This window comes from Corynebacterium mycetoides (genome assembly GCF_900103625.1).
Taxonomy (GTDB): Bacteria; Actinomycetota; Actinomycetes; order Mycobacteriales; family Mycobacteriaceae; genus Corynebacterium; species Corynebacterium mycetoides.
This window is the reverse complement of record NZ_LT629700.1, coordinates 52,904-74,936: the sequence shown is the minus strand read 5'-3', so window position 1 is coordinate 74,936 and position 22,033 is coordinate 52,904. Positions and strand designations below refer to the sequence as shown.

The following is a 22,033-nucleotide window of genomic DNA, read 5'->3' as shown; positions in this document are numbered from 1 at the left end:
GCTAGGCGCCGAGCGCGGCCATCAGGGGCCCGTGCGCGAAGAACAGGACGAACAGTGCCGAAATAAACCACATGATCCAGTGGATCTCGCGCCGCTTGCCCGCGAACAGCGCCATGAGCGTGAACGCGATGAACCCGACGCCGATGCCGTGGGCGATGGAGTAGGTAAACGGCATGGTCACGATGGTGAGGAAGGCGGGGAACGCGATGTAGAAGGAGTTCCATTCGATCTGGCCGATCTGCATCATCATGAGCGCGCCCACGACCACGAGGACGGGGGCCGCCGCCTCGATGGGCACGACGGCGTAGAGCGGGGTGAAGAACATCGCGGCCAGGAACAACAGGCCGGTGACCACGTTGGCCAGGCCGGTGCGGGCGCCGTCGGCGATGCCGGCGGCGGAGTCGACGTAGACGGTGTTGGAGGACGCGGAGGCGGCGCCGCCGACGACGGCGCCGACACCCTCGACGACGAGGGCGCGCTTGAAGCCGGGCAGGTTGCCGTCGGCGTCGACAAGCCCGCCCTGGCGGCCCAGCGCGGTCATGGTGCCCATCGCATCGAAGAAGTTCGCCAACACGAGGGTGAACACGAGCAGCGACGCCGCCACCACGCCGGCGTGGACGAACCCGCCGACCAAGTCGATGTTGCCCACAATCGACAGGTCGGGCACGCCGCCGAGGGAGTCGGGCATCCGGGGCACCGCAAGCGACCAGCCGCGCGGGTCATCGGCGGATGAGCCGGAGCCGGTCAGAGCCTCGACGATCAGCGCGATGACGGTGGTGATGACGATGCCGATGAACAGGCCGCCGGGGATGTTGCGGGTCACCATGAACCCGCTGATGATCAGGCCGATGATGAACACAAAGGTGGGCCAGGAGGCGATCGAGCCGCCGATGCCGAGCTGCACCGGGACGGTGGTCATGGCGGCGTCGGGGATGCGGCGCACGAAGCCGGCGTCGACAAGCCCGATGAGCGCGATGAACATGCCGATGCCCACGGTCATGGCCACCTTCATCGAGTCGGGGATGGCGCGGAAAACGGCGGAGCGGAAGCCGGAGATGGCGAGGATGCAGATGATGATGCCGTCAATGACCACCAGCCCCATCGCCTCGGGCCAAGTCAGGCCCTGCTGGCCGACGAGCGTGACCGCCACCAGCGTGTTCAGGCCAAGCCCGGCGGCGATGCCGAAGGGGTACTTGGCCACCACGCCGAAGAGGATGGACATCACGCCGGCCGCGAGCGCGGTTGCGGCCGCGACCTGCGGGATGCCCAAGACGACGCCTTCGCGGTCGGGGCTGGTGCCGATGATCAGCGGGTTGAGCAAGACGATGTAGGCCATGGCGAAGAACGTGACCACGCCGCCGCGGATTTCCGTGCCTACTGTCGAGCCGCGGTCGGAGATATGGAAGTATCGGTCTAGCCAGCTGGTTCTAGAACTCACGACGATGCCCCTTGTCTGACGGGATGATGAAATTTTCCTGTCATAGCCTTGCACCGTCTCAGGCAAAATCCAAACCGAAAACACAGGAAACGCCGTGCACGTATTCACCTTTGTGGTCGCCGACGGAGCCGTCATCGACGCCCCCGCCTACGCCCGCGCGCTGCGCGACCTGGGGGTGTCTTCGGCCGAGGTCAACCGGCTGCGCGTCCGCCTGTCCACGATCACCGGCACCCGGCGCGTGGTGCTCGAGGTCTCCCGCGGCTCCGTCGCGGTGGCCCTGCGCCCGCTCGCGCCGGCTCCGCTGGAAATCACGGTCGAGGCGCGGCCCGTGCGCGATGAGCGCGCCCACCCCGAGCGCAACGGCCCGGATCTGGGCTGGCAGCGCAGCATCCTCGTCGGCCTTCCCACCCACGAAGCATTGCTTGCCGACGCCTCCTCCCGCGTGGTCCAGTCCGTCTTCTCTCCCCTGCTCACGGTCGCCGGCGGGGCGGTCACGGTCTCCTCCCACCCGGCGACGACCCCCTCCATCGCACTCGACGGGGTACTCGAGATCCTCGCGGATGCGGGGTGCGGCATCGTGCGGTCTGCGGACGGATTCAAGGCCCACGACCTGGTGCGCACGGAGACGTGGGTGGTGGACCCGATTTACGGCGCAAGGCTCGTCGCGCAGCGGCGCGAGTACGGCGCGCTGACCGCCGGGCGCAGCACCGTGGAGCGGGAGGGCGTGCCCACCCACCGCGACGTCAACGAGCTGCGCCGGCTACGGTCGGCGCAGATCTAGCAGATTTAGAAGACCGGCTGCTCGTCGTCAAAGAGGTTCTCCGCCTCGCCGAGGTCGGAGTCGGCCACCTTCGTCTCGGAGTGGGCGCCGCAGCCGTAGCTGGAGGCGACGACGCGCCCGTCGGCCGAGTACTCGTTGACGCACACCCCGAAGTTCTCCCCGATCGGCTCGCCCTGGGGAACGTAGAACGCGCAGGTGCGGCAGTGCATCGCCGCCTGCTCCGCGAATTCGCTGGTGGGGCCGAAATCGCCGGTGCGCCAGCGCTGCTTCGCTTCCTCGAGCCCCGTCTTAGTCAGGTACTGGGCCGTCTCGCGGCCGACGAAGGTCACTGCCGAGGCGTCAAAGGAATCCCTGGTCAGGCGGTGATCGTCCGGCGCGGGTTCCATGACGTCGCCGGGGCCGAGGTCGCCCGGGCGCAGCCGTTCGGAGTAGGGCACCCAGTCGGGCGCCTGCAGCGCGGCGCTCGCCGGCACGAGGGCCACTTCGTTGACGGTGACCCAGTTCGATCCCGTGGCGCACGCGACCACGGCGTTCCATTCCCAGCCGGGGTAGCCCGGCACGTCCGCCTCGAAGCGGTGCGTGGCCACGTTCGCCGTCACCGCCGAGACACCCATGTGCGCCCCGACCTCGCCCTCGGCGATCTCCGCGAGCGCGTCGCGGGCGGCGGCGACGGCGCTGCGGCCGAGGAGGGGGTTGCTGCGGTTCTTGGACTGTGTCACGACGCTTAGTATAGAGGTCATGCCCCGCTACCCACTCTCCGCCGCAGCCCTGCCGGTCGCGCTCGTCTCGCTCGTCTCGCTCGTTACTGCCTGCGCGGCGCCGGAGCGGGCGCCACAGCAGGCGTCGGCAAGCGGGCCCCGCGTGGAACAGCTCGTCGCGGTCGTCCAACAGCGCGTGGACTTCGACCCCACGAGCTTCACCCAGGGCCTCGAGGTCGCGCCGGACGGCTCGCTCTACGTGGGCACGGGCCAGGTCGGCGAGTCGCGCATCTACCGCTCCACACCGACGGGCGAGGTCCTGGCGAGCGGCGAGGTCGACCCGGCGTTTTTCGGCGAGGGAATCACGCGCGTCGGCGACACTCTGTGGCAGCTGACCTGGCAGGACGGGGTGGCCATCAAGCGCGACGCGGACACGCTGGACGAGATCGGCCGGGCGCGCTACGGCGGGGAAGGCTGGGGCCTGTGCGCGCGACCGGGCGAGGTCATCTTCTCCGACGGCACCTCCCAGCTGCGGCGGATGGACCCGGACACGTTGGAGGAGCGCGAGCGCTTCACCGTCACTCTCGAGGGCCGCGAGGTTGACCGCCTCAACGAGCTGGAGTGCGTGGGAGAGGACATCTACGCCAACGTGTTCCTCACCTCGCGCATCATGCGTATCGACGCCTCCTCCGGCGACGTCACCGCGGTCATCGACGCCTCCGGGCTGCCCAACAACGCGGCCCCGGACCCGAACAACGTGCTCAACGGCATCGCGCATATCCCCGGCACGGACGAGTTCTACCTCGCGGGCAAGCGGTGGCCCGATCTCTACAGGGTCCGCTTCGAACCGGCGAAGTAAGGTTGACCACCATGAGAACGAAGCCGTTGCAGCTCTTGGCCATCCTCGTTGTCAGCGCGGTCGTGCTGGTTGCGGGCTTCTATCTGCTGGCGGACTGGCAGCGCAACAAGCCGTCGCGCCCGGTGCGCGAGGTCCAGGTCGAGGTGTCAACGGCGGCGCAGACGCTGGGCGTCGAGCCGTACACGGTCTGCGAGCTCGACGCGGAGTGCGTGGGCGACGAGCCCCCGACGATGCAGCTCGACCCGTCGCAGCCGGTGACGGTGACGGTGCCCCACGACATCGCGGCGTCGAGCTGGCGGCTGCTGAGCATTTACGACGACCCCGCCGCCAACGACGAGCAGATCTTCCAGTCCGGGGAGGCAACCGAGGGCACCGTCGAGGCCGTCAAGAACGACGCGACGCTCGTCGTCGTCGAGGTGTCAGCCCTGGCTGTCGATGCCGACGACTCCGGCAACGAAACCCCCGTTGTGGCCACCTGGTCCGTCGCCTTCGACGACGCGGCGTAACCGCGCCGCGCGTTAGGCGTCGAGCTCCTTGGCCACCGCCCGTAGGATCTCGGCGACCTGCCTGCCGTGCGCGCGATCGGGGTAGCGCCCCTGCACCAGAGCGGGCTGGATCTGCGTTTCCAGCACCGTCATCATGTCCCCCAGGAGCTTATTCAGTTCCTCGGGCTTGTAGCGGTGGGCGACGCGCCTCTTCGGGGTCTCCAAAACCTGGACGCGCAGCGCCTGCGGGCCGCGGCGTCCGGCGGCGAAGTCGAACTCAATGCGCTGTCCCGCGACGAGCTCATCGACCCCCTCGGGCAGCACGGCCTTTCCCACAAACACGTCCTCGCCGCCGGGGTTTGAGGCGAATCCGAAACCCTTGTCGGCGTCGTACCACTTCACTTTTCCAACGGGCATGCGTCTTCCTTCCTGTCAAAGGCCCTCATATTACTCTCCGGGGCGCTTTTCTCCGCGCCACTTTTCATATGTGACCCACTTCACCTAATTGTGTCACGCTTATCCTGAACTGGACAAAAGCGCCATCTCCGAAAGGAGATTTCCCGCAATCTCGCCCGATTCGTGTCTCCAGCGTGACTCAATCGTTATAGACCGATATAGTCGCCGCAAGGCCACGCCGAGTTCTGTCCGGCCCTACGTACTTCCCCGAAAACTTCACAAGGACAGAAGCGGAGAACCCGATCGCGCTACGCGCAGGAGGACACTCCTTGGGGTGAAGCCGCGCACGCGGCCTGGCACCTTCAGCCAGAACCCGACAGCTAACTTCGCAGGCGGTTAATAAGAGAGGACACACGTTTTACATGGGACGCCACTTTAAGCAGACCGCATCCGGCGCCAAGAGGGCGCTCGCCGGCGCCGCGGCCGCAGCCGCACTCACCGGCATCGCCGCCCCGGCCGCCAACGCCGCGCCCGACTCGGACTGGGACCGGCTCGCGCAGTGCGAGGCCGGCGGCAACTGGCACATTAACACCGGCAACGGCTACTACGGCGGGCTGCAGTTCTCCGCGTCGACGTGGCGCGCGTACGGCGGCGACCAGTTCGCCCCCTACGCGCACCAGGCGACCCGCGAGCAGCAGATCATCGTCGGCGAGCGCACCCTGGCTGGCCAGGGATGGGGCGCCTGGCCAGCCTGCTCCGCCCGCCTCGGGCTGAACTCCGCGCCCACCAACCGCGACGTGCCGGCCGCGCCGGCACCCGTCGTCGAGTCCGCGGCCCCCATTGTTGCCTCCACGCAGCCGGAGACCAACCACGTGGACGCCCTGTACAAGGCCGTCGTGGCGAAACTGAACCAGTACAACATCGCGGTTCCGGTTCAGATCCATACCGCGTACGCGGCCAACCGCGACAACTACAACGACTTCTACCTGGCCAACAAGGCGCTGATTGACGCCATCCTGTCCGGCGACATCAACGCCGTGATCGCCCAGATCACCGGCCGCTAGACCGCAGCGGCGCCCTTGACCACCGTGATTTGCCAGCCGGCGTCGCGGTTCTGCACGAAGTTCTCGATCCCGTGGCCGCTGTCGGCGGCCCACTGGGGAATGGACTCGGTGGCCTGGGTGCAATCGAAGTCGATCACCAGCTTCTCACCGTCTTCCAGCTCGCTGATGGCATCCTTCGCCTCGATGAGCGGGAAGGGGCACACGGCGCCCAAGGTGTCGAGCTTGTAGCGCCCGTCCCCGAGCGGGCGCGCTTTCGTTTCCTGCTTCTGCGCCGCGGGCAGGGTGACAAGCCCCGTGGCCACCTGGTACCCGCCGGCGGACGGCGCGCCGATGACGGCATCTTCCGCCGAGCGGATCGAGTCGTCGGTGGTGTAGGTGCCGGCGGTAGCGGGCTTCGCCGCCGAGGGCTTCAGCCACACCTTGGTGCCCACGTACACGCCGAGCGCGATGAAACCGAGGGCGACCCAGCCCTGGTAGCTAAACAGCGAGGTCTGGACCATGCCGTTGCCCACGGTGCATCCGCCGGCGAGGGCAGCGCCGACGCCCATGCCGATGCCGCCGATAATGGCGCGCACCGTCGTCGTGGCGTCCGGCACGCGGACGCGGAACTCCCCGGACGCCTTCGCCGCGATGAACGCGCCGATGAACAGCCCGATCACGAGCAGCGTGCCCCAATTGATGAACTTCGGGTCACCCGTGGTGACGTAGGAGACGACGTGGGCTGTCGGGGTGGTGATGCCCAGGCCGTCGTTACGCCCGGTGGCGGCGGACAACGGCCACGCGATGACCCCGAGCACGCCGATGAGCGCGCCGGCGATGTAGGGGTGCAGCGCCTTCTTGTACCAGGGCTGGTCAAGCGTCACCTTGGGGCGCGCCGCGTCCTGGGCGAGGTAGTGGTGCACGGCCCACGCGGTGCCGAGCGCGAGTGGAATGGCGAACTACCATGCGGAGACGCCAAACGTCTGCGGCAGGGTGGTCAGCTCCGTGTCCCACTGCTTCATCCACGTTTCAAAGCCGTGCAGCGCGCCGTTCTTCATCGCGGCTGCGGACAGGCCGTAGAAGATCAGGGCGAACCACGAGCCGACGAGGCCTTCCGCGGAGCGGTACCACGTCCCGGACGCGCAGCCGCCGGCCAGGACGATGGACAGGCCGAAAATGAACCCGCCGAGGATGACCGCCGGCGGCTGGAAGGCGCGGTACTCCGGCGCGATCACGCCCAGGGAGGTGAGCGCGGCTAGGCCGACGGCGTGGACAGAAATGACGATGAACAGGGCGACGAGTCCGCGCCCCTTCTTTTGCAGGAAAACATCACGCAGCATGCCGGTGACGCAGAAGCGCCCCCGCTGCATGATCGCGCCGAGCAGGGCGCCGATACCTAATCCGGATATGAGCATGCATGGGAACGTACCCCGAACGGACTAATTTGTCTAGGGGGTGTAGACCGCTTGGTTCACAACCGGCACGAAAAGGGTTAAGTAGCAGAAAGTGTGTCTGCTTTTCAGTGTTCCTGCTGGGTAGGTGGCATAAAGCAGCCGATAATAACGTGGTTATCGTTACTTTGGCTGTTCTTGGTTCAATCCACGGATTCTCATTCGCGTGTGGTACTAGCCGGCTGGTTCACTTCCTGAGGTGACTACGAGGGTGTCAGGAAATTTGTGTGTGAGGCTCTGATTGAAAGGGAGTTTCACCGATAATGACTACGGTGTCACCGAAGAAAGGCCACGACCCGGCGAGGGTTAACGAGATCAGCGAGAAGCTGATGGAAAATTCTGAGCTCGCCAGCCTGATAAGCGAACTGTCTACCACTGCTGATGATGCAAGCGACCTCGTCAAAGGCCTGTTGCAGGCATCGATCAACGCCGGTCTGCAGGCGGAGATGGATGCACATTTGGGCTACGGCCATGCCGACCGTAAGGCGAAGGCCCGGGTGGAAACCGCACAGGAGAGCAATCACCGCAACGGGTCGTACACCAAGACCGTCAATTCTGGCTACGGCGCGGTGGAAGTGACCATGCCGAGGGATCGTGCCGGCACGTTCACCCCGCAGATGGTGCCGAAGGGGTCGCGCCGTTTGACCGAGCTCGACGACATGATCATCTCGCTGTAAGCCGGTGGGATGACCGTGCGCGATATTCAGCACCACCTCGCCACCACCCTCGGGGTGGATATGAGCCCAGATACGATCAGCACCATTACCGACGCGGTGTTAGAAGAGGTCATGATCTGGCAAAACCGCCAGCTCGACGAGTTCTACCCAGTGATCTTCCTCGACGCGCTACGCGTAAAAATCCGCGATGGCCACCGCGTGGTCAACAAGTCTTGCTACATGGCTGTCGGTGTCGACATGGACGGCATCAAACACATCCTGGGATTGTGGATCGCCGATAACGAAGGCGCCGCATTCTGGGCATCAGTCTGCGCAGATCTGGCCAACCGCGGTGCACACTTTTTGCTACTTAACCCGCGGAAAAGGGCCTCCGCACGCGCGGAGGCCCGTAAACCCGCAGCTAGCGGTTGATGCGCGTCGTCGGGTGGACGTAGCCGGTTTCCTCGTAGGGGCGGGGCAGAACGAGGTCGTCGCCGAACGGGCTGGAGGCGCCCGCGAGTTTCGAGGAGATCTCCGTCACCGGGTGACCGTTACCTGGGGTGTGCTCGGGCCACGCCGGGTTTGCGCGGCCGATCTTGTCAACGTTGGAAGCCATGGACTTATTGTTTCATGTCCGCCGCCGAAACGCACGTAAACTTAACCCCCACAATGTCTGCCCTGCTTTCCGCCCTCTCCGCCATGAGCGACGATGAGCTCCGCACGCTCATCCGCTCCCGCCCCGACGCGACCTTCCCCACCCCGCCGTCGCTCGCGTCGCTGGCCACCCGGCTCGCACTCCCGGGGTCGATCGCGCGCGCTTTGCGACGCCTCACGGCCGCCGACATCGCACTCCTCGAGACACTGGGCGACCGCGGGGCGGAGCTGGACCCCGTCGACATAACTTCCCTTGGGCTGCCGTTTGACGGGGCAGGTGCCGCCGCCCACCTGCGGGAGCACGCGCTCATCGTGGGCCCGGACAGCGCCGTGACGGTCAGCCCCGGCGTCCTCTCCGCGCTCCCGCCGGGGTGGAGGATCATCGACACCGCCCCCGACAACCTCGCAGACCTCTTGGGCGAGATCACCCCCCGCGAGCGCCAAGTGCTGGAAACGCTCGCGGCGGCGGGTTCCACCGGCACCACCCGCGCGGCCGCCCCCGACGCCGACCCCGCGTTGCCCGTGCCGCACCTGATCTCGCTGGGCCTGCTAGTGCGCGTCAACGCGAACACCGTGCGGCTGCCGCGTCCCGTCCGCGAGGCCCTGCGCGGCGGCTCCGCGCGCCACTACCCGCTGGTGCCCCGCACCCCCGCCGAACCCGCCGACTGGGAGTCGGTGCGGGCCTCCGCCACCGCCGCCGGCCTCGAGTTCGTGCGCCGCACGCGCCAGCTGCTGACCCACCTCCTGGCCGATCCCGTCGCGCTGAACAAGGACGGCAGCGTCGGCGTACGCTCCGTCTCCGGCCTCGCCAAGGCCCTCGGCTTCGACCCCGCCCTGCCCATTACGGTCGCGGAGGCCGCGGGGCTCATCGGCCGCGGTAGCGTGGACGGCGGTGACACCGGCTCCCTAGCCGCCAGCCGCGACGGTCTGGCCTGGCTGGACGCGCCGCTCGCCGACCAGTGGGCGCTTATGCTGTCGGGGTGGCTGGCCTCGCCGTGGCGTACCGAGGCCGGTGCCCGCCTGCTCTCCGAGGAGACGCGGGCGCCGGAGATCCGGGGCGCCCGGGTGGGCGTCGTCACGCTTTTCGCCCGCGGGCCGCGCACCCGCGCCGACCTGGAGGCGGACCTCCACCACTTCATGCCGCTCCTCGCCGCCGGGCTCGCCCCCGAGGTCCTCAGCGCGATCGTGAGCGAGGGCCACGCCGTCGGCGCGCTCGCCGACAACGCCGCCTCCGAGCCAGCGCTAGCGCTTATCCACGGCCGCGACGCCCGCGACGCCACCGAGGCGACCCGGCAGCTCGTGCCCGCCGAGGTGAACTACGTCATCGCGCAGGCGGACATGACCATCCTCGCGCCGGGGCCGCTGGCTCCCGACATGACGGCGTTCATCGAGTCGTTCGCGGACCTCGAATCCCCCGGCGTGGCCAGCGTGTACCGCGTCACCGACGCCTCGGTGCGCCGAGCGCTGGGTGCGGGGCGCACCGCGGACGAGCTTCGCGGCTGGCTAGCCGCGCACTGCGTCGGGGAGGTGCCCAGCGCGATGACCTTCCTTATCAACGACGTAGCGCGCCACCACGGCACCCTGCGCGCGGGCACGGCGCTGAGCTACCTGCGCTGCGCCGACGAAGCGCTGCTCGCCTCCGCGGCGAGCGCACTGCCCGGCCTGCGCGTACTCGCGCCCACCGCCGCGGTGGCGGACATTCCGCTGCCCGAGCTGCTCAGGCTACTGCGCGAGAAGGGCTTCCAGCCGGCCGCCGAGGACGACCAGGGCGCGACGCTGAACCTCACCCCCGAGCCGCAGCTGGTTGCGTCCACGCCCTCGACCATGCCACGCACCCGCGCCGTGGACGACGCCCACGTTGACGCTGTGCTCGCGGCGCTGCGGGCGCCGCTGTCAAGCGAGCCCGAATCCGGCGATTTTCTTCCCACCCTCCACGCCGCCGCTCGGGCGCGCCGGCACGTGGCCATCGGGTACGTGGACAAAAACGGCCGCGGCCAGCAGCGCACCGTGCTTCCGCTGTCCGTGACCGCGGGCCAGGTCGACGCGCTCGACGAGGGCACGGACACCGTCGTGCGCGTCGCGCTTCCCCGCATCACGAAGGTCGCACTGCAATAGTCTCACCTTAACTGTAGTGTCGTTGCCATGCCCACCTTGGAAATCCGCAACCTGCGCAAGCGATTCGGCGACACCCAAGCGCTCGACGGGATGAGCCTGACAGTCCATCCGGGCGAGGTGTACGGCTTCGTCGGCTCCAACGGCGCCGGCAAATCCACCACCATGCGCATCGCGCTTGGTGTCCTGTCCACGGACGAGGGCGAGGTGCTTTTCGACGGCCGCCCGCTTGACGACGACTCCCGCCGGCGCATCGGATACATGCCCGAGGAGCGCGGGCTCTACGGCAAGGAGAAGATTCTTGACCAGCTGGTGTTTCTGGCCATGCTCAACGGCCTGAGCACGCAGGAGGCAACACGCAACGGCACGCAGCTGCTCACCGAGCTCGGCCTCGGCGAGCGACTGGACGACAAACTCGACGACCTCTCGCTGGGCAACCAGCAGCGCGTGCAGCTCGCCGCCAGCCTCATCCACGACCCGGATGTGCTCATTCTCGACGAGCCCTTCTCCGGCCTCGACCCCGTCGCCGTGGACGTCATGAGCCAGATGCTCATCTCCCGCGCCCGCGATCACGGCGTCCCCGTCATCTTCTCCTCCCACCAGCTCGACCTGGTCCAGCGCCTGTGCGACCGGATCGGGATTGTCTCCCACGGGCGCATGGTGGCCGAGGGCGGGGTCGACGAGCTGCGCCGGAGCGGGCCCATCCGCTACCGGGTGGGAACAACGGCGCGCGGGTGGTATCCCGACGACGCGCTGGTGGTCGAGGAAAGCGCCAGCCATGTCACCGTCGAGATCAACGATCCCGCGGACAGCCAGCGCGTCCTGCGCGCCGCGCTGGACGCCGGCGACGTCACCGAGTTCACCCGCGTCATCCCCAACCTCACCGACCTATTCAAGGAGGCCGTGAAGTAATGGCAGCCACCCGCCCGTACTCCCCCGCGCACACGATCAGGACGACCGCGGTGCGCGAGATCCAGGTGCTCTCCCGCATGAAGTCCATCTGGGTCACGGTCGCGCTGTTGCTGGCGGCCATCGTCGGGCTGATCGGTTTCCTTTCGTGGCAGGCGAACAAAGACGCCGACCAAGATGCCGCGCCGGTCGCGGTCGTCGGCGTGCCCGCCGCCGCCTTCGCCGGCTCGCCGTTCGACGCACGGGAGGTCGGCGACCGCGCCGAGGCCGAGCAACTGGTCCGTGACGGGGACGTCGACACCGCAATCGTCGCCGGCCCGAACGGGTGGGAGGTGATGGAGGACGGGGGGCCGTCGGCAAGCACGATGAGCACGATCGAGTCCATCGCGTCCTCCTACGCCACCGCCCGCGCCCTCGACAGCCTCGGTGTTTCCCAGCAGGAGTACGCGCAGGCACTTCCGGCGACGCAGGTCACCTCCGTAGACCTCTCCGCAGACGGGGACCGCACTGACGAGGACTTCGCGCGGCTCCTGACGGTGTTCGTCGCGCTGGTGGTGATCATTTTCACCATCTTCCTCTTCGCCGCGAACATCGGCGGCCGCGTGACCTCGGAGAAGTCGTCCCGGGTGGTCGAGCTCATCCTCGCGTCCGTGAGGCCGCTGGATTTTTTGGCCGGGAAAATCCTGGGCAACGTGATCTTCGGCTTCGTGCTCACCGTGCTCATCCTGGCGGTCGGCGCCATCGCGCTGTCCGTCTCGGGGCTAGCGGACACCGCCGATTTCTCCCGGTCGATCCTGACGATGCTGCCCGTGCTGCTTGTCGCGTGGCTGTTGTCGATGCTGTTCTTCGGCGCCCTCTACGCCGCCGCCGGCTCCATGGTCCAGCGCACGGAGGACCTGCAGTCCACGCAGTCCCCGATCATGTTGCTGCTCATCACCACGATGTACGTCCCCCTGTTCGGCTGGACGCAGACCTCCGCGGGGTGGATGCAGGTGATGAGCTGGATTCCGCCGGTTTCCATCCTCACCGCGCCGCTGACGTACGCTGCCGGCGACTTCACCCTCGCCCAGCTGCTCGGCTCCTTCGCCCTCGCGGCGGTGGCGACGGCCGGGGCGGTCTGGGTGGCGGCGCGCATCTACCGCAACTCAATCCTCAACAACGGCCGGAAGATGACGTGGCTGAAAGCCCTGCGATCTTAGAGGCCCTGAAAGGCGTAGCCTAGGTCGCATGCTCGACGGCCCGCTGATCATCCAGTCCGACAAAACTGTTCTCCTGGATCTCTCCCACCCCCGCGCCGCCGAGGCCCGCGCCGCCCTCGCCCCGTTCGCGGAGCTCGAGCGCGCCCCCGAGCACGTGCACACCTACCGCATCACGCCACTCGCGCTGTGGAACGCGCGCGCTGCGGGTTTCGACGCCGAGCAGGCGGTGGACACCCTCGAGCGCTTCTCCCGCTTCCCCGTACCACAGTCGTTACTTGTCGACGTCGCGGAGACGATGGCCCGCTACGGCCGCGTCCGCCTGGTCAACCACCCTGCCCACGGGCTCGTGCTGGAGGCCGACGACGCTGCGATACTCACCGAGATCTCGCGCAGCAAGGCGATCCGTCCGCTCATCGGCGCGGCCATCGACGACGTCACCGTGCCCGTCCACCCCTCCGAGCGGGGCCGCATCAAGCAGGAGCTGACCAAGCTCGGCTGGCCGGTCGAGGACCTCGCCGGGTACGTCGACGGCGAATCGCACCCCATTGACCTCACGCACGACGACTGGGAACTTCGCGACTACCAGCGCTACGCCACCGAGTCCTTCTGGGAGGGCGGGTCCGGAGTGGTAGTCCTGCCGTGCGGCGCGGGCAAGACCATCGTGGGCGCGGCCTCTATGGCGCAGGCGAAGACGACCACCCTGATCCTGGTCACTAACACGGTCGCCGGGCGGCAGTGGCGCGACGAGCTGCTGCGCCGCACGACCCTGACCCCGGAGGAAATCGGCGAGTACTCGGGCGAGCGCAAGGAAATCCGCCCCGTCACCATCGCCACCTACCAGGTGGTCACCCGCAAAACGAAGGGCGAGTACCGCGCCCTCGAGCTGTTCGATTCGCGCGACTGGGGCCTCATTATCTACGACGAGGTGCACCTGTTGCCCGCCCCGGTCTTCCGCATGGCCGCCGACCTGCAATCGCGCCGCCGCCTGGGGCTGACCGCCACGCTCGTGCGCGAGGACGGCCGTGAGGACGACGTCTTCTCGCTCATCGGGCCGAAGCGTTACGACGCCCCCTGGAAGGAGCTCGAGCTCGCCGGCTACATCGCCTCCGCCGAATGCGTGGAGGTGCGCACCACGCTGACCGAGGAGGAGCGCCTGGCCTACGCCACCGCCGAGACGCGGGAGCGCTACCGCGTGGCGGCGACGTCGGCCGGCAAAGACGCGGTCGTCGACAAGCTTTTGGCGCAGCATGCCGGCGAGCAGGTCCTCATCATCGGCGCGTACGTGGACCAGCTGGAATCGATCGCCGCGCGCACGGGTGCCCCGCTCGTGCACGGCACGACGTCGACACGCAAACGCGAAGCAGCCTTCGACGCGTTCCGCCGCGGCGAGCTGCCCACGCTTGTGGTGTCCAAGGTGGCGAACTTCTCCCTCGATCTCCCCGAGGCCGCGGTGGGCATCCAGGTCTCCGGCACCTTCGGCTCCCGCCAGGAGGAGGCGCAGCGCCTCGGCCGCTTGCTGCGGCCCAAGGCGGACGGGGGCGGCGCGACGTTTTACACCGTTGTCGCCCGCGACACGCTGGATGCCGAGTACGCGCTGCGCCGCCAGCGCTTCCTGGCCGAACAGGGCTACGCCTACCGCCTAGTGGACGCCGACGACCTCTAAACTGTGGGCCCATGACCGCATTCACATTCGACGTTGACGAGAACTGGGCGAAAGAACACAACGAGATGCTCCGGGACACCCGCAGCCTCACCCTCTCCGGCATCGCGCTGTTTATCCTGTGCCTCGCCGCGGCCGTCGCCGTGTGGGTGTTCGTTGATCCCGCGTCGCCCTGGCACCTGCTGGGGACGCTCGCTCTCGCCCTGTTCGGGGTGATGATGCTGATCGTCGGCCTCGCGATCCCGAAGTCGGTGGGCACGGCGCAGTCGCTCTACGGCGCGCACCCGCTCGCCCCGGCCATCATCGCCGGCCACCCCGGCACCCGCACGACGCTCCTCGCCCTCGTGAACACGAGCGTCGACGCCTCGGCGCCGCGCTGGGCGCTGACCGTGCACGACGTGTCGAACATCCCGCACGTGGACAACACGGTGGGCGCGAAGGTGCCCGTCGCGGCTGTCGGTGGGCGTCGCGACGCCGCGGACCAGGACCATTGGAAGGTGATCACGCCGATGCCGATTGCGTGGGGGACCCCGGACGCGGCGGTCGTCGCCAGGGCGCTGGCCGCGATCCCCGACGAGCAGTGGCGGACGCTGCGCGCCAACAAGGACCGGGTGGACGAGGTGCGCCGGGCGAAGAACGACCTGCTGCCCCTTTAAGTGTGACGGGGGTAACCTGTTTCCCCACAAAATAAGAAAAATCACCGTCAGGACGTTTAGGATGCATTAACTTAGTTTCCCAAGCGAAAACCATCCGAAAGGAAGTCCGCGGTGTCAACTAGTATCTCCGCCGGTGAAACCCCCAAGCGCTCAGCCATGGCCCGAATGCTCGATTGGCGGCCGCTGAGCATGGCCGCGCGCATCGGCATCATGCTGCTCCTCGTCGTTCCCCTTCTCATGGCCGCGACCTTCATGTGGTCCATGTGGGACCCGTCCAAGACCCTGCCCAACGTGCCCCTGGCCGTGGTCAACCATGACAAGGGGTTCGAGCGCGACGGCGAGTTCCGCGCCGTGGGCGACGAAGTGGTCAAGGGCCTCCTCGAAACCGGATACCTCGACTTCCAGGAGCTCTCGGACGAGGACGCCCACCTCGGGCTGACCAAGGGCGACTACCTCTTCGTGGTGACCATCCCCGAGGACTTCTCCGAGCGCACCCTCTCTGTCATCTCCGACAACCCGCGCCAGTCCGAGGTGCTTGTGGAATACAACGACTACGGCGGCACGAACGGCAAGATCATCACCTCGTCGCTGATCCCCCAGCTCCAGGCGCAGGTCTCCTCCACCATCGCAGAGACGTACGCGAACGAGACCCTCTCCGGCCTCACCTCGCTTGGCGACGGCGTCAAGCGCGCCGCCGACGGCGCCGGCAAGATCGATGACGGCCTTGTCCGCCTCCAGGACGGCACCGGACGCGCCGTCGACGGTATCACCCAGCTCGACAGCGGTGCCACCGACCTCAACAACGGCGCGGTCCAGCTCGACGCCGGCGCAACGGAGCTGAACACCGGCGCGGGCGAACTCAACGCGGGCGCGGTCCGCCTGGAGGACGGCGCGCACCAGCTCAGCAACGGCCTGGTCACCCTCAAGGACGGCACCACCCAGCTGGGCGGCGGCGCGGTGCAGATCGACGCGGGTGTCCAGCAGCTCACCGGGACCCTCATCCCCCTTCTGGAGCAGGTCCAGGGTGTCGCCGGCCAGGTCACCCCGGTCATTTCCACCCTGCGCAGCGTGGGCATGAACGAGCAGGCTGACCGCCTAGAGGCCTCCATCGGCCGCATCGACCCCGCGAACCCACAGAACATGGTCAACGAGCTCAACCGCCTGCGCGCCGGCACAGCGGAACTCAGCTACAACCTCAACAGCCCGGACGCCCCCTACATCTCGGGCATGAACCAGCTTCTCGACGGCTCCGCCCAGCTCGCCGACGGCTCCACCGAACTGCGCGCCGGCACAGAGCGACTCTCCGAAGGAACGGTGCGCTTGAAGGACGGCACCACCCAGCTTGCCGATGGCACCGTGCGCCTGAAGGACGGCACCACTCAGCTGATGGACGGCGGAACCCAGCTCGTCGACGGCGTCAACCAGCTCAAGGACGGCTCCGGCGAACTGAAGGGCAAGCTGGACGAGGGCGCGGCAAAGGCTCCCGTTGTGTCTCATCTCGACCGCTCCGCAAAGCAAATGGCTGTGCCGATCCTCTTCGAAGAGGCGAACATGCACCCGACGCAGGCCGTCGTCGACCCGGCAAACCCAACCGTTAAGACCATCGAGAGCGGCTTCTCCATCATCGTCCTGCTCGTCTTCGGCTACCTCGTCATGGCGGTGCTCTCCGCACTGTTGCCGCACGTTGTCGGACTCCGCCGCGACAGCCGCACCCCGCTCGGCCCCGTGCTGAAGGGCTTCGGGCTCATCTTCGGCATCAACCTCTTGGTCATGGCCGTCTTCACCGCCATCTCGGTACTTACCGGCTGGCGGCCGGACAACTGGCTGACCATGGGCCTCGTCATCGCCCTGATCGCCGCGAACGGCACCGCACTCTTCCAGTTCTTCCGCATCCTGTTCGGACGCCTCGTCGGCGGGCTCTTCTCCGTCGGCTTCTTCACCCTGGGCCTGTTCGTCTTCGGCGGTATTTGGCCCTTGCCGACGATCCCGGGTCCCCTCCAGTTCTTCCACCGCCTGCACCCGATGAGCTACGCCCGCTTCGCCTTCATGCGCGCCACGGACGGTCTCTACGATTCGACGTTCGTCATCGCCATCGTGGCACTCATCGCATTCACCCTGGCCGCCCTCGCCGCATCGATCGCGATCTACAACACGCGCCGCCACGGGGCTGCGGGGGAGCTCGCCGAGGACGGCCTGAAGCTCGAGGACACCAACGTGCGCGTGGGCGAGCAGCCGCTCTCCCCCATCGTCCGCTAGCTTTCGCTTGTCGACGCTCGCGTGGCTCGGGGCTTCCCGGACCTCCCGGGCCACCCGGGCGCACATGCTGGTCGGAACCGGCCAGCAGTAACCCAGAACTACTGGCCTTGAGTGGCGCGAAAATATAGGGCGTATCCAGTTCGAAGTCCGCAATGCGGAGTTTTCGCGATACAGTCGAGCCACACGACGACAAGCGGTCCTGCGCAACGATAAGCATCCTCTTGTGGAAAGTCCGCAATGCGGACTTTTGTAGCCGCAACGCCCCATGGTGGGCCCGATGTGCGGAATCAGTCCATAAGGCGTACCTGGTGGGAAGTCCGCATTGCGGAGTCCTCGCCCGTTGGTGCCGCACGGTTAGTCCGCATTGCGGATTTTTCGAGGGACGCGAACCGTACACAGCGAAGAAAACCATTAACCGGATGTTGTGGGAAGTCCGCAATGCGGAGTTGAAGGCGGGGTGCGATCCGCCGGTAGCCTCGGGTCGATCTCCGCGAATGGTCCGCATTGCGGACTTTAACGTTGTTGCCGGAGTGCGGGCGTTTCTCGGCGATGCGCACCCATCATTCGATGCTTATTGAAAGTCCGCAATGCGGAGCTTTTCACCAGTGTTTTTCGACCGGTCCGCATTGCGGACTTTCTGGGGAATGCTGTCCACGCTCGGCGGGGTGATCCCATTAACCGAATGTTGTGGAAATCCGCAACGTGGAGTTTGAGGCCGCCAGCGTGGAGCGATCAGTCCGCATTGCGGTCTTTTCGAGGGATGAGAACCGCACGCCGTGGGGTAAACGCGTTAGCCGCTGCTTATGGGCACTCCGCAATGCAGAGTTTCTTTCTGCGAGTGGTTGCCGGCATATAGCCCCAGCGGCTCCGGGGTGCGGAGTACGGGGCCGATATCACCCTGCCCACGGTGCGGGTTGAGTGTTGCCGGGTGGTGCCACCGCCATGTGCGCATATGTGTGTGCCCCGGTCACCGCACCCCCCCTTTTGGTTGTGGGGGTGTGGTGGCCGGGGCGCACAGTATTCTCTATTTTTTGTTGATTGTGAAGTTGTTGGGTCGGCGGTAACCTACTCTCCCACCCCCTCCCGGGGGCAGTACCATCGGCGCGGGCGGGCTTAGCTTCCGGGTTCGGAATGGGACCGGGCGTTTCCCCGCCGCCATCAACCACCGACACACCCAATGGGGCGTGCCGACCCACACACAAACCCGCGCACACACCGGCCTGGCCGGTCGGTGCGCACCTGTTTGATGTGGTGATGCGACAACACATATCCAATTAACCCAACCCCCGCAATCATGATCACAACAATCATGCTGCGTGTTCGGTTGGTGCGGCCTGCACCGGGTACACGCTCGTACCGTGGGGTGTGGTGTGTCAGACACTGCATAGTGGACGCGGCACACACAATAAAGTCGTGTGCTCAACATTGATCGTTTGTTTGGTTGCCCGTGTTTTTAGTCGGTGTATTAGTACCAGTCACCTCCGATGGTTACCCACCTTCCAGATCCGGCCTATCAACCCCATCGTCTCTAGGGAACCTCAACAGAAACCTCATCTTAAAACAGGCTTCCCGCTTAGATGCTTTCAGCGGTTATCCCTCCCGTACGTAGCCAACCAGCCATGCTCCTGGCGGAACAACTGGCACACCAGAGGTACGTCCGTCCCGGTCCTCTCGTACTAGGGACAGCCTTCTTCAAGTTTCAACGCGCGCGGCGGATAGAGACCGAACTGTCTCACGACGTTCTGAACCCAGCTCGCGTGCCGCTTTAATGGGCGAACAGCCCAACCCTTGGGACCTACTCCAGCCCCAGGATGCGACGAGCCGACATCGAGGTGCCAAACCATCCCGTCGATATGGACTCTTGGGGAAGATCAGCCTGTTATCCCCGGGGTACCTTTTATCCGTTGAGCGACACCACTTCCACACGTTGGTGCCGGATCACTAGTCCCGACTTTCGTCCCTGCTCGACACGTACGTCTCACAGTCAAGCCCCCTTGTGCACTTACACTCTTACACCTGATTGCCAACCAGGCTGAGGGAACCTTTGGGCGCCTCCGTTACTCTTTGGGAGGCAACCGCCCCAGTTAAACTACCCACCAGGCACTGTCCCCAACCCAGATCATGGGCCAAGGTTAAGGTATCCACTACGGTCAGAGTGGTATTTCAACAACGACTCCACCACCACTAGCGTGACAGCTTCACAGTCTCCCACCTATCCTACACAAACCGCACCGAACACCAATACCAAGCTATAGTGAAGGTCCCGGGGTCTTTTCGTCCTGCCGCGCGAAACGAGCATCTTTACTCGTACTGCAATTTCACCGGGCCTGTGGTTGAGACAGCAGGGGAGTCGTTACGCCATTCGTGCAGGTCGGAACTTACCCGACAAGGAATTTCGCTACCTTAGGATGGTTATAGTTACCACCGCCGTTTACTGGGGCTTAAATTCTCCGCTTCGGACACCAAAATGCCCTAACAGGTCCTCTTAACCTTCCAGCACCGGGCAGGCGTCAGTCCGTATACATCAACATCACGTTTTCGCACGGACCTGTGTTTTTGATAAACAGTCGCTCCCCTCTATTCTCTGCGACCACAACCAGCTCACAACCGTAAAAAGTTGATCACCAACCATGGTCCCCCTTCTCCCGAAGTTACGGGGGTAATTTGCCGAGTTCCTTAACCACAGTTCACCCGACCGCCTTAGTATTCTCTACCTGACCACCTGTGTCGGTTTCGGGTACGGGCCGTACACACACTCGCTAGAGGCTTTTCTCGGCAGCACAGGATCACCCACATCACCCACAAGGGCTACGCATCACGCCTCACACACAATAAGCCCCGCATTTAACAAGGACTCGTGCCACACGCTTACACCACAATCCAATAAGTGGCTGGGCTACCTCACTGCGTCACCCCATCACTGGGCTACCACGACTCAGGCCCCACCGATTACCACCACACCACCCGCACAAGGCGGAACAGTGCGGCAACGCACAGCAGTTAGTATCACCGCTTCACCCTTTGACGCATGCACACGGGTACGGGAATATCAACCCGTTAACCATCGACTACGCCTGTCGGCCTCGCCTTAGGACCCGACTCACCCTGGGAAGACGAACTTGACCCAGGAACCCTTAGTCATCCGGCGGATAAGATTCTCACTTACCACTCGTTACTCATGCCTGCATTCTCACTCGTGCACAGTCCACAACCCCTCACGGTACTGCTTCACCCCATACACGACGCTCCCCTACCCACACACAAAAGCATGTGCCGCGGCTTCGGCGGTGTACTTGAGCCCCACTACATTGTCGGCGCGGAACCACTCGACCAGTGAGCTATTACGCACTCTTTCAAGGATGGCTGCTTCTAAGCCAACCTCCTGGCTGTCTTCGCGATCCCACATCCTTTTCCACTTAGTACACCCTTAGGGGCCTTAACCGGCGATCTGGGCTGTTTCCCTCTCGACTATGAAGCTTATCCCCCACAGTCTCACTGCCATGCACCACTTCAACCGGCATTCGGAGTTTGGCTGACATTGCTAAGATGATAGTCCCGCTCAACCAACCAGTAGCTCTACCTCCGGCAAGCACACATAACGCTGCACCTAAATGCATTTCGGGGAGAACCAGCTATCACGGAGTTTGATTGGCCTTTCACCCCTACCCACAACTCATCCCCTCAGTTTTCAACCTAAGTGGGTTCGCGCCTCCACAACCTCTTACAGCTGCTTCACACTGGCCATGGGTAGATCACCCCGCTTCGGGTCCAGGACATGCCACTTACAACACCCTGTTCGGATTCGCTTTCGCTACGGCTACCCCACCAGGGTTAACCTCGCGACATGCCGCTGACTCGCAGGCTCATTCTTCAAAAGGCACGCCATCACACACACGAGGTGCTCTGACGGATTGTAAGCGCACGGTTTCAGGAACTATTTCACTCCCCTCCCGGGGTACTTTTCACCATTCCCTCACGGTACTATCCACTATCGGTCACACTGAGTATTTAGGCTTACCGGGTGGTCCCGGCAGATTCACAGCAGATTCCACGAGCCCGCTGCTACTCGGGACACAATCCACCACACCACAATCATGCTTTCACGTACAGGGGCTCTCACCCACTCCGGCGCACCATCCCAAGTGACTTCCGCTAACACAACCATAAGCGCAGGCAAAGGTGGCAGCCCTTGCAACAAATCGCATCCCACAACCCCACACACGCAACCCCTGCCAGGTATCACACGCACATGGTTTAGCCTCATCCACGTTCGCTCGCCGCTACTAGCAGAATCATTATTATTTTCTTCTCCTACGGGTACTGAGATGTTTCACTTCCCCGCGTCACCCCCACACAAGCTATGAATTCACCTGCAGGTAACACCACACAACTGGTGCCAGGTTTCCCCATTCGGACATCCTCGGATCAACGCTTAGTTGGCAACTCCCCGAGGCATAACGCAGCCTCACACGTCCTTCATCGGCTCAGCATGCCAAGGCATCCACCGTACGCCCTAAACAAAAAACACACACAAAAAACAAACACACACAAAAAATAAAGATGCTCGCGTCCACTATACAGTTCTCACACACCACACCCACCCCGCACAACCACAACCCCCCGAAAACACCCGGAAAGTCACAGCCACACACGGCAAGGCCACAAGGAAACAACACACGTGCTGCCCCAGAGACCCAACAGCATGCCAACACACCCACACTCGTTTCCTGCCTGCGGCCCACACGGACACACATCACGATGCGACACTCGCATAAGGCAC

14 protein-coding genes, 2 rRNA genes, 2 pseudogenes and 1 riboswitch are annotated in these 22,033 nt (G+C 65.2%); of the genes and pseudogenes, 11 read left to right on the top strand and 7 right to left on the bottom strand.

Going from position 1 to position 22,033, the window contains the following annotated elements; translation table 11 throughout:
• Window position 1: 1 nt before the first annotated feature.
• Window positions 2–1,438 carry an NCS2 family permease gene (locus BLS40_RS00380; RefSeq protein ID WP_092147269.1) on the bottom strand — a complete coding sequence of 479 codons (1,437 nt, stop codon included), beginning with the start codon at window positions 1,436–1,438 and terminating at the stop codon, window positions 2–4.
• A 94-nt stretch (window positions 1,439–1,532) separates the two neighbouring features.
• On the opposite strand from BLS40_RS00380, the gene BLS40_RS00375 reads away from it, so the two are divergent.
• On the top strand, window positions 1,533–2,219 hold the full coding sequence (locus BLS40_RS00375) for a hypothetical protein (RefSeq protein WP_092147266.1): 687 nt from the start codon (window positions 1,533–1,535) through the stop codon (window positions 2,217–2,219).
• Between the two features lie 5 nt (window positions 2,220–2,224).
• Here the strand turns inward: BLS40_RS00375 and BLS40_RS00370 are convergent, their stop codons facing one another.
• A complete protein-coding gene (locus BLS40_RS00370) occupies window positions 2,225–2,938 on the bottom strand; it encodes a DUF3027 domain-containing protein (RefSeq protein ID WP_407922409.1) in 714 nt (237 codons plus the stop codon).
• A 19-nt stretch (window positions 2,939–2,957) separates the two neighbouring features.
• Here BLS40_RS00370 and BLS40_RS00365 point away from each other — a divergent pair, with 19 nt between their 5' ends.
• Both BLS40_RS00365 and BLS40_RS00360 read left to right on the top strand, forming a co-directional pair.
• On the top strand, window positions 2,958–3,776 hold the full coding sequence (locus BLS40_RS00365; protein ID WP_092147260.1) for a glutaminyl-peptide cyclotransferase: 819 nt from the start codon (window positions 2,958–2,960) through the stop codon (window positions 3,774–3,776).
• Between the two features lie 11 nt (window positions 3,777–3,787).
• Window positions 3,788–4,282, top strand: coding sequence for a DUF2771 domain-containing protein (locus tag BLS40_RS00360; RefSeq protein WP_092147257.1), 495 nt, complete (start codon window positions 3,788–3,790; stop codon window positions 4,280–4,282).
• Between the two features lie 12 nt (window positions 4,283–4,294).
• Here BLS40_RS00360 and BLS40_RS00355 read toward each other — a convergent pair whose 3' ends face one another.
• Window positions 4,295–4,678, bottom strand: a complete 384-nt coding sequence (locus BLS40_RS00355; protein ID WP_092147254.1) for a cold-shock protein — start codon at window positions 4,676–4,678, stop codon at window positions 4,295–4,297.
• 234 nt (window positions 4,679–4,912) lie between these two features.
• Window positions 4,913–5,067: riboswitch (cyclic di-AMP (ydaO/yuaA leader) on the top strand.
• A 12-nt stretch (window positions 5,068–5,079) separates the two neighbouring features.
• Here BLS40_RS00355 and BLS40_RS00350 point away from each other — a divergent pair.
• Complete coding sequence (locus BLS40_RS00350) at window positions 5,080–5,721, top strand: resuscitation-promoting factor Rpf1 domain-containing protein (RefSeq protein WP_092147251.1); 642 nt, start codon at window positions 5,080–5,082, stop codon at window positions 5,719–5,721.
• On the opposite strand, the pseudogene BLS40_RS00345 reads toward BLS40_RS00350, so the two are convergent.
• Window positions 5,718–7,115, bottom strand: a pseudogene (locus BLS40_RS00345) (YeeE/YedE thiosulfate transporter family protein). The gene BLS40_RS00350 and the pseudogene BLS40_RS00345 sit on opposite strands and share 4 nt — an antisense overlap.
• A 299-nt stretch (window positions 7,116–7,414) precedes the next feature.
• Between BLS40_RS00345 and BLS40_RS00340 the strand changes: the two are divergent.
• Window positions 7,415–8,167: pseudogene (locus BLS40_RS00340) on the top strand (IS256 family transposase); the annotation flags it as partial.
• A gap of 61 nt (window positions 8,168–8,228) precedes the next feature.
• Here BLS40_RS00340 and BLS40_RS00335 read toward each other — a convergent pair.
• On the bottom strand, window positions 8,229–8,423 hold the full coding sequence (locus BLS40_RS00335; protein ID WP_092147248.1) for a hypothetical protein: 195 nt from the start codon (window positions 8,421–8,423) through the stop codon (window positions 8,229–8,231).
• A 53-nt stretch (window positions 8,424–8,476) separates the two neighbouring features.
• Between BLS40_RS00335 and BLS40_RS00330 the strand changes: the two genes are divergently transcribed.
• From BLS40_RS00330 to BLS40_RS00305, 6 genes are all read left to right on the top strand, one after another.
• Window positions 8,477–10,576 (top strand): helicase-associated domain-containing protein, encoded by a 2,100-nt coding sequence (locus tag BLS40_RS00330; RefSeq protein ID WP_092147245.1) that lies wholly within the window; start codon window positions 8,477–8,479, stop codon window positions 10,574–10,576.
• Window positions 10,577–10,603: 27 nt separating this feature from the next.
• A complete protein-coding gene (locus tag BLS40_RS00325; protein WP_092147242.1) occupies window positions 10,604–11,485 on the top strand; it encodes an ABC transporter ATP-binding protein in 882 nt (293 codons plus the stop codon).
• The gene (locus BLS40_RS00320) at window positions 11,485–12,681 is read left to right on the top strand and encodes an ABC transporter permease (RefSeq protein WP_092147239.1); all 1,197 of its coding nucleotides are present in this window, start codon (window positions 11,485–11,487) and stop codon (window positions 12,679–12,681) included. The genes BLS40_RS00325 and BLS40_RS00320 overlap by 1 nt, the downstream gene beginning before the upstream one ends.
• A 28-nt stretch (window positions 12,682–12,709) precedes the next feature.
• Window positions 12,710–14,344: a DNA repair helicase XPB gene (locus BLS40_RS00315; RefSeq protein WP_092147236.1), complete on the top strand. Its 1,635-nt coding sequence runs from the start codon at window positions 12,710–12,712 to the stop codon at window positions 14,342–14,344.
• An 11-nt stretch (window positions 14,345–14,355) separates the two neighbouring features.
• Window positions 14,356–14,997 carry a DUF3239 domain-containing protein gene (locus tag BLS40_RS00310; protein ID WP_092147233.1) on the top strand — a complete coding sequence of 214 codons (642 nt, stop codon included), beginning with the start codon at window positions 14,356–14,358 and terminating at the stop codon, window positions 14,995–14,997.
• Window positions 14,998–15,108: 111 nt separating this feature from the next.
• Window positions 15,109–17,253: a YhgE/Pip domain-containing protein gene (locus BLS40_RS00305; RefSeq protein ID WP_231908468.1), complete on the top strand. Its 2,145-nt coding sequence runs from the start codon at window positions 15,109–15,111 to the stop codon at window positions 17,251–17,253.
• A gap of 1,052 nt (window positions 17,254–18,305) precedes the next feature.
• Here BLS40_RS00305 and rrf read toward each other — a convergent pair.
• Window positions 18,306–18,423, bottom strand: a 5S ribosomal RNA gene (gene rrf, locus BLS40_RS00300).
• Between the two features lie 275 nt (window positions 18,424–18,698).
• Window positions 18,699–21,781: ribosomal RNA gene (locus BLS40_RS00295) — 23S ribosomal RNA — on the bottom strand.
• Window positions 21,782–22,033: the final 252 nt, after the last annotated feature.

What these genes read in the sequence shown, in the direction of transcription:
- BLS40_RS00320 (WP_092147239.1), top strand. Translation starts at nt 11,485, where the DNA reads ATGGCAGCCACCCGCCCGTACTCCCCCGCGCACACGATCAGGACGACC.
- BLS40_RS00310 (WP_092147233.1), top strand. Translation starts at nt 14,356, where the DNA reads ATGACCGCATTCACATTCGACGTTGACGAGAACTGGGCGAAAGAACAC.
- BLS40_RS00325 (WP_092147242.1), top strand. Translation starts at nt 10,604, where the DNA reads ATGCCCACCTTGGAAATCCGCAACCTGCGCAAGCGATTCGGCGACACC.
- BLS40_RS00365 (WP_092147260.1), top strand. Translation starts at nt 2,958, where the DNA reads ATGCCCCGCTACCCACTCTCCGCCGCAGCCCTGCCGGTCGCGCTCGTC.
- BLS40_RS00355 (WP_092147254.1), bottom strand. Translation starts at nt 4,678, where the DNA reads ATGCCCGTTGGAAAAGTGAAGTGGTACGACGCCGACAAGGGTTTCGGA.
- BLS40_RS00335 (WP_092147248.1), bottom strand. Translation starts at nt 8,423, where the DNA reads ATGGCTTCCAACGTTGACAAGATCGGCCGCGCAAACCCGGCGTGGCCC.
- BLS40_RS00330 (WP_092147245.1), top strand. Translation starts at nt 8,477, where the DNA reads ATGTCTGCCCTGCTTTCCGCCCTCTCCGCCATGAGCGACGATGAGCTC.
- BLS40_RS00360 (WP_092147257.1), top strand. Translation starts at nt 3,788, where the DNA reads ATGAGAACGAAGCCGTTGCAGCTCTTGGCCATCCTCGTTGTCAGCGCG.
- BLS40_RS00315 (WP_092147236.1), top strand. Translation starts at nt 12,710, where the DNA reads ATGCTCGACGGCCCGCTGATCATCCAGTCCGACAAAACTGTTCTCCTG.
- BLS40_RS00350 (WP_092147251.1), top strand. Translation starts at nt 5,080, where the DNA reads ATGGGACGCCACTTTAAGCAGACCGCATCCGGCGCCAAGAGGGCGCTC.